The sequence below is a fragment of the Nodularia sp. UHCC 0506 genome (assembly GCF_034931045.1).
In the GTDB taxonomy this organism is placed as follows: Bacteria; Cyanobacteriota; Cyanobacteriia; order Cyanobacteriales; family Nostocaceae; genus Nodularia.
The window spans coordinates 58,355-65,849 of the sequence record NZ_JAYGHH010000009.1 but is presented as its reverse complement, the minus strand read 5'-3'; the positions used below and the strand labels follow the sequence as shown (position 1 = coordinate 65,849).

Below are 7,495 nucleotides of genomic sequence, written 5' to 3'. Positions count from 1 at the left end.
GGTGCTAGTGTTTTGTTTGACGATGATGGTAGTGTAGAAAAACCAGTTTTGTTGTTTCCAGCTAAATTGCCAGTGTTGGTAGAACTGGTGGGGATCACTCCTAACTGTAAATGTGTCTGAGAGGAACGGGGCGGATGTGGCTCCGTCGGTTGTAAAGTCGTAGGTGGTGATGCTTTTACCGTGGGTGGTGAGATTTCTTTTGTTGTTTTACCTAGTTCACCGCGCAGATGATTAATAAAGTCTTCTACAATCGCTTCCCCTTGCTGCTGTTGGCTCTGCATCCGAGACAGCTGTTGGGAAAGATTCTGTTGATAATTCTTCAGTTCCTGTTGTAAGGAGTTAAAGGTAATCGTCAGAGTATCATCCAAAGTGCCAAGCATTTGTTTGGCATTCTCATTATTATCCCCGGCTGACTTCATCGCCGATTGTTCCTGAGAATTACCTGCTGCTGATTTGCTGGCTAAACTTGCCAGGGATGATTGCAGTTGGGAGGATATGTGTTTTGCCAAGGCTTCGGATAACTGACGAATTAAGACTTGCTGTTCAGTTATTTGTCGGACTTGTTGTAAGTGTTCCTTCTCCTCTAGCAATTGTTGAACTTCGTCAGATAAACGGGTTTTATCGGCCTGAAGCCGTTTTATTTCTTCCTGTAACGATCTGAGCATATTTTGCTGGAGGTTTTCTAAATCCTCCACTACAGCCCATAAAGCTGTCTCTGCTGCTCTGGATAGCTCGCCTCTGACTCGTGGGTTGTCTGGTCGCTTCTCAAATCGCCCCATTAGCTTCTAACCTCTAACACCTTGAAGATAAAGCTGCTTTCCGTAAACTTGCTTGGTACTCATAGTGATTTCCTGTCTTTTGTCAGGTAAATTCAACACTTTTGCAGGAATAGCGTACATAAATGTAATTTTGTCATGCTGAGTACAAGGTTGGCAAAGTATCTTGTTTATTTGCTTAACAGCCTGAATATACTGTCTTCCCTACTGCATCACAGAGATGCCTACCATAAGACTGATTTAAATTAGCGGTTCTCTAGTGAGAGTTGATGAGGAAAAAACAACACACTTAATATCAATACTTGTTTTTTTAGTAGCAACAGTAGTTATCAAAAGCTTATCAATACGTGTATTGCCACAACAGGATTGCCAAAGTTATGGATTTTTATGTAAATTTGGAAAAAATGTAACTTGGATGACAGTTTACATTTGGAATAGATATTAAGGTAGTCTTCCGCAGAATTTTAGAGTATTACTATCCTCCATACATTATTTTAGTGAATTAACTGCAATTTTGCAAAAACACACTCGGTTTTTGCTGTTTTAGCAATGTGCTTTTCAAAGAACAGCCAGAGAAATATCAATTCATTAGGTTACGAATAAATATTTAGAGAAATAAAATCCTGGAAGTACTAAAGATGGCGGCGCTGAGGATTGCACTCACGGGAAGGGTAATTAACCATGTAACTGCAATACTTTGTAGTGTTTGAAATTTAATTGATTTGAGATTTTGCACCAGTCCCACACCGACGACACCACCGACAAGAGCATGAGAGGTGGAGACAGGTAAACCAAACCGCGAGGCTAGGAGGATGGTGGTGGCGGTTGCAAGTTCAGCACAGAATCCACTGCTAGGTTGTAAAGTAATGATGTTTTCGCCAATTGTGGCCATCACTTTTTCACCCCAGACAGCTAAACCAAAGACAATACCAGCACCACCAAGGACTAAAATCCAGATGGGAATAGTGAGGCCATTAATTGGTAGGCTACCAGTGCGATGAGTATAAACAATGGCAGCTAAAGGAGCGATCGCATTGCCAACATCATTAGAACCATGAGCAAAGGCGACAAAGCAAGCACTAAGAACTTGAAATCGACCAAACAGGCGTTCAATAGGAGTGCTGAGTGCTGAGTGCTGAGTGCTGAGTGTTTGTTCGTTGTTTGCCGTATCTGCTACTTGTTCTAACTGTCGCCAACTAATGACTGTGAGTCCTATGGCTGCAATTGCACCTGTGAACAAGGGAATGTCGTAATTAGGTAAGTTTAAACCAATGCGTTCATTCAAGTAATTAGTTAGGGGTTGTGTTAGGGAAGGTAGGACTATAACACCAAATACTCCTAACAGAATTACACTCAGCCAAGGAATCCACTGTTGTAGCTGTGCTATTGAATTTGGTTGATCCAAAATCCAATATTTGATTTGACTGTAGAATAAAGCTGCGATCGCACTACTGATGATCGGCGTGAAAATCCAGCCAATGGCAACTAAGCTAATCGATGACCAATTAATTGCATCTACTCCCACAGCTACCCAAGTAAATCCAGCGATCGCACCTACAACTGCATGAGATGAGGCTACAGGTAAACCGCGTGAGGTGGCGATTTGCAGCCATAATCCACAGGTAATTAACACTGTCACCATCCCAGCTACGTAAATTTCTGGTGTAGCAGCGAATAAAACAGGATGAGCAATTTTCGTGGCTAAGGTTTGGGATACTTCCTGTCCAAATAATACTGCGCCTGTAAATTCTAAAATCCCAGCAATAATGATCGCCTGTTTCAAGGTGATGGCTTTGGAACCTACAGAGGTTCCCATAGAGTTAGCAACATCATTTGCGCCGAGATTCCAGGCGACATAAAAAGCTAGTAGGGCGATGAGAATTAACGTAATGGACATTTAGCGTTGGGGTAGATGAAAAAAAAGAGCGATTCTCAGATGAATTAAAAGCAAAGGCCTATCGTAAAATATCGAGAAGCGCTATAAATATTTTCTACTGTTATCTTGTTTGCCCGGATTACGGATAAATTAAAATTTTGTACGTTGTGGGATTGGGTGCGATCGCCTGGGCTACAGCTGCTGATAAGTTTTGTAATGGATAGCGATCGCTAATCAAGGCCTGGACATCGATGCGCCGATTAAATACGATATCCGCCGCTAGACCCTGAAGCCGATAGGATGAACTGTAACTACCCATCAAATCAATTTCCCGACGGTAAAGAATATTCGGGTTAATGGGAATTTCCACTTCATCGGGGAATTCTGCGAAAAACAAAATCTTACCACCTTTGCGGGTACATTCCAGAGCTTGAAAAAAAGCTTTATCACTGGGAACAGCCAGCAGAGTGACATCAACTCCCATCCCCCCAGTCAAGGCTTGAATTTTAGCAGGTAAATCAGGATCACGGGCATCAAAAGCGGCTTCTGCACCGACAGCCAAGGCTTTTTCTACTCTCGATGGTAGCAAATCAGTGGCGATCGCTTTCGCCCCAAAGTACTTGACTAACATCACAAACATTAAGCCAATTGGCCCCGCACCAGTCACCAAAACCGTTTGTCCAGGGGCAATTTGGGCTTTTTTCACGGCTTTGAGACAGCAGTTAGTTGGTTCGACAAAACTCGCCTCTTCAAAGCTAATATCATCAGGAATGGGAATCAACCCGCCATTCTGCACAATATGTCCGGGAACCTTGACATATTCAGCAAAACCGCCACCACTAGCATTAAATCCGGCTGTGGTAGAGATATTTTTATAGACATCGCACATAGAGAAATTATCATTCATGCAGTAGGCGCAACGCATACAAGGAATATGGTGCATTACCGCTACCCGTTGTCCTACCTGCCAAGATTTTACTTCAGAACCTATGGCTGCGATCGTTCCTGCCGTTTCATGTCCAAATATGCGCGGTGGTTCATACAGGGGATAACGAATTTTTTTAATATCTGACTGACATAATCCCACAACTCCCACTTGTACCAACACTTCATCTGGTTCCAGCGTCGGGACTGGGATTTCTTCGTAGGATAATTGATTAACGCCTCTAAATACCTGTGCTTTCACTTTGGTTTTTCCCCACTCATTGTTATTAATTTTGCCACAACTGTCAGCTTATTCAATGCCTAAAATCATTGCCTCGACTTCTTGTTTTGCTTTCTCTAAGTCTGCTTCAGCTTCTTGTCGGAGTTGTTTGGCGCGATTACGAATTTCATCGATATGTTTGACAATTTCAAGCTGTTTATTGATTGGTAGTTTTGGAATTGATAATTTCCTAAAGAAATCGTCTGATACTCTTTGATGCCCAGCAGATCCAGAAAAATAAAGAGTTGCAAAATATCTGAGTATTTTAAGTCTTAACAAAGCATGAATATATCTAATGTCAATATCAGGTTTTGATCGAAAAACATGAAATTCAGTAGAGCCAAATCCAATACCATTCACTAAATTAGAAACTACAGCAGATTTACCATTTTGCATACAAGGTGTAATTTTTGCCCAAATTAGATCGTTTTCTAAAAATTGCGTATAACCATTGGAATCTTCCGTATTTTTGATTTGAGATATATCTGCTTCTCCATAAATATCCGAAACGCATTCCATAGGTATAAAAGTTGCTTCTATATTCGCCTTAATTCCATGAAATAAAGTCAGAGGATTAATAAAAACGCAATTTTTAAATTTTTCCATAGGAAAAGTACTGGAAAGCAATGATAGATTTTTGCGATATGCTGAGGCATCAAATCGACTGGTTGATACATCACTTAATTTTCGATAAAAGATTCGGCTTTGAATGGTATTTTCTTCTGGTTCTACTAGATTAATACCTAACTCGCCTAGAAGATAATCATCTATGCTGTCAAGCGATCGCTGTGCATCTTCCTCCTTTTGTTTTTTCAGCGCATAAGCATTGTCCATTTTTTTAATTACTTCTTCTTGAATATTTTTAGGAGGAATAACAATAGGATATTTTTTTAAATTACCTATTACTACTCTTCCTCTCGTACCGCCTGAATCTAATCTCCAAAATAAACGTTGTCCAATATTTGTATTTATGTAAATAACTACATATCGAGGTATACAATCATTTTCGTTCAAGCTTAATGCAGCTAAATCACCCCTAATATTTGCTTCGGGTATATTAGCGGGAACTAAACTAGCTGCTCCCATAGTTGCCCCTGTTTTTGCGATAACAACATCATTAGGAATTACTTTTGAACGAATTATTCTTTCATGTGCTTCCTCTGTTATAAAAATTAGATCGTCTGTTTTTATCGATCCTTCTCCTCTTGTTACATCCGCAACACGAATAAACGGTATTCCACGCTCTACATAGTCTGATGCTTTGATGGAACTTCCAAATGGTCCATCAACTATTCTGTTACAGACGCGATCCAGCACATCATTTCTATAAGGAGAATTTTTTAAGAGAATCAAGTCTTGATAATGATTTGGCTGATAATATTCAGGATCTAAACGCTCGTTTAATGCACTACATTGGACTATAAAAACTTTATTTTTATCAACATCAGGCGAAAGTTGAAAACTCATACTTCCCCCCTTTCGAGCGCATCAATAAACCGCGCAAGCTCTTCACCAATAAAATCTAATTCATTGTTATTAGTTGGCTTACCAGTCGCGTCATAGCCAATATCTTCAGCGATCGCCATAAAAATGGGGTAATCATCAAGGGCTTGCTGCTTTTCCTCTGCATACTGTTCGCTCAGAGATTCCTTTAGAGCATCAATGAGATCCTTATACTCAGCCGTAACTTCCTTTCTCCATTCCTTATAAACTTCCGAATCCGTCAACGCCTTACCCGAAAGATTTTGAGGATTTTCAAAACCGCGTAAATCTTTGAGATGTCGCTTTTTCTCACTCTCAATCTTTTCAAGTTGCTTCAAATAATCATTGCTTTCCTTAATCCGATCCTGCAAATTAACCTTGAGATTTTGAATTTTTTCCGTTGCCGACTGGCTATGTTTTCGCAAAAACAACACCGAACTTTTCACACCTGCCCCCGTTGCCTGAAAAGCAGTTTGAGGCATGGAAACTACCGCCACAATCCGATATTTCTCCTCAATTCCATCACGCACATACTGCAAACTAGAATTAGTCAAAATTCCATCAGGAACAACCATCGCCAAATATCCACCATCCACCAAAAATCTATGACATTGTTCGATAAACAAAATTTCCGTATTTTGATTCTCTCTAATCGAAGCCTTGCTTTTAGGATTTAGCCAATCTTCAGGTTTCATTGCAAAGCCATATTGATGCATATAGGCTTGCTCAGTTTGCTTAATCACTGAACCAAACGGCGGATTAGTAACAATGAAATTAAAACGATTGTATGCAAACCCAGTGTTACCAGTTCTTTCAATCAAATCCACACTATCCCGTAAACCATCCGATGCAATCACATTTGTATGTCCATCGTCATGAATAATCATATTCATCTTGGCAACACGGGCAATCTGCTCGTTGATTTCAATACCAAATAGATTATTTGCCGCAAAATCATGCCAATAGTCTTTGTGACGAGCAGCTTCATCTAAATCCGTTTTGCGATCAGGATAAAACTCATCCGCCTGTTTCCTAACCTTATCCAGCGCGTGCAGCAAAAATCCACCACTCCCGCAAGATGTATCGAGAACTAGGGAATTATGGTTAATTGGTAAAACATCCACAATAAATTTAACAATCGGTCGGGGCGTAAAATATTGCCCAAAATGACCGCGAAAGAAAGACCCCATAAAGGTTTCAAAAGCCCGACCTTTACTGTCTAAGTCCGTTTTACCCAGATTAATACTTTCCAGATAACCAACCACAGTACGCAGTTTATCTGGACTTAAACGAATATCATCCTTAAAAACTTCAGTGTCTTTTTTACGCCCTTCCTCATAAAGAGCTTTAATGCGATCGCTTAACTCCTCATTTTCTCGTTCTTTCCTTTTGGCAGCATTTTCTTCTTCATTTTCGCTGATACTAAATAATTGAAAATCATAGGGACTTCCTTTTTTACGAGGTTTTTTCTCATCCCATATCTTACAAAAAATCAGCTTATCTAGTTCATCAAATGCACTAGAAGGATTAAGTTCACCACCGCCCCAAAGCGATTGATGCGCTTGCTTAAATCGACGAGTTAATTCATCTTCAGCAACAATTTCTAACTCAAATAACTTCTGTCCATTAGAAGATCCGCCACCCTTCGCATACTTATATCTTGCAAGTTTATCAACACCATACTGAGGAATATCGGTAATTGCAATACGCTCTTTCGGCTTTTCTGTCGGAACTTGATAATACTGATCCTTAATCCCCGAAGTTACCCAAACATATTTTGCACCCTCAGCCACAGCATAGCTAAAAGCCTGTTCAACCGCCTGAGTAAATTCTAATTCTGAGATTTCCTGTTTTTTGCACTCAACAACAATATGAGGCGATAAACATTGATCGTCGTTGTAAACAATAATATCCGCTTCCTTAACAGCGCTTCCCATCGTCACAGGCGCAAATAGCCGCAGCCGCGTTGGGTCGTAGCCATAGATCAAAATCAACTTAAGAAAAGTCTCCGCCTGTACTTGCTCTTCAGGGTTTGCAAAGTTTCTTTTCTTTTTTTGATGAACATAGGTGATATACTTTTGCTCATCATCTAATTTGATTAAATTCTTAGCTAATCCTTCCGATATCAGGGACATTCGTACTTTTCCAATTCAACAG

4 protein-coding genes and 1 pseudogene are annotated in these 7,495 nt (G+C 40.2%); all 5 read right to left on the bottom strand.

Going from position 1 to position 7,495, the window contains the following annotated elements; genetic code table 11:
- Positions 1-779 (bottom strand): annotated as a pseudogene (locus VB654_RS08520) (hypothetical protein); the annotation flags it as partial.
- Positions 780-1,383: 604 nt separating this feature from the next.
- Positions 1,384-2,673, bottom strand: coding sequence for an anion permease (locus VB654_RS08515; protein ID WP_323213286.1), 1,290 nt, complete (start codon positions 2,671-2,673; stop codon positions 1,384-1,386).
- A gap of 118 nt (positions 2,674-2,791) precedes the next feature.
- A complete protein-coding gene (locus VB654_RS08510; protein ID WP_323213285.1) occupies positions 2,792-3,838 on the bottom strand; it encodes a zinc-dependent dehydrogenase in 1,047 nt (348 codons plus the stop codon).
- Between the two features lie 48 nt (positions 3,839-3,886).
- Complete coding sequence (locus VB654_RS08505; RefSeq protein ID WP_323213284.1) at positions 3,887-5,323, bottom strand: restriction endonuclease subunit S; 1,437 nt, start codon at positions 5,321-5,323, stop codon at positions 3,887-3,889.
- Positions 5,320-7,473: a restriction endonuclease subunit M gene (locus VB654_RS08500; RefSeq protein ID WP_323213283.1), complete on the bottom strand. Its 2,154-nt coding sequence runs from the start codon at positions 7,471-7,473 to the stop codon at positions 5,320-5,322. The genes VB654_RS08505 and VB654_RS08500 overlap by 4 nt, the downstream gene beginning before the upstream one ends.
- Positions 7,474-7,495: the final 22 nt, after the last annotated feature.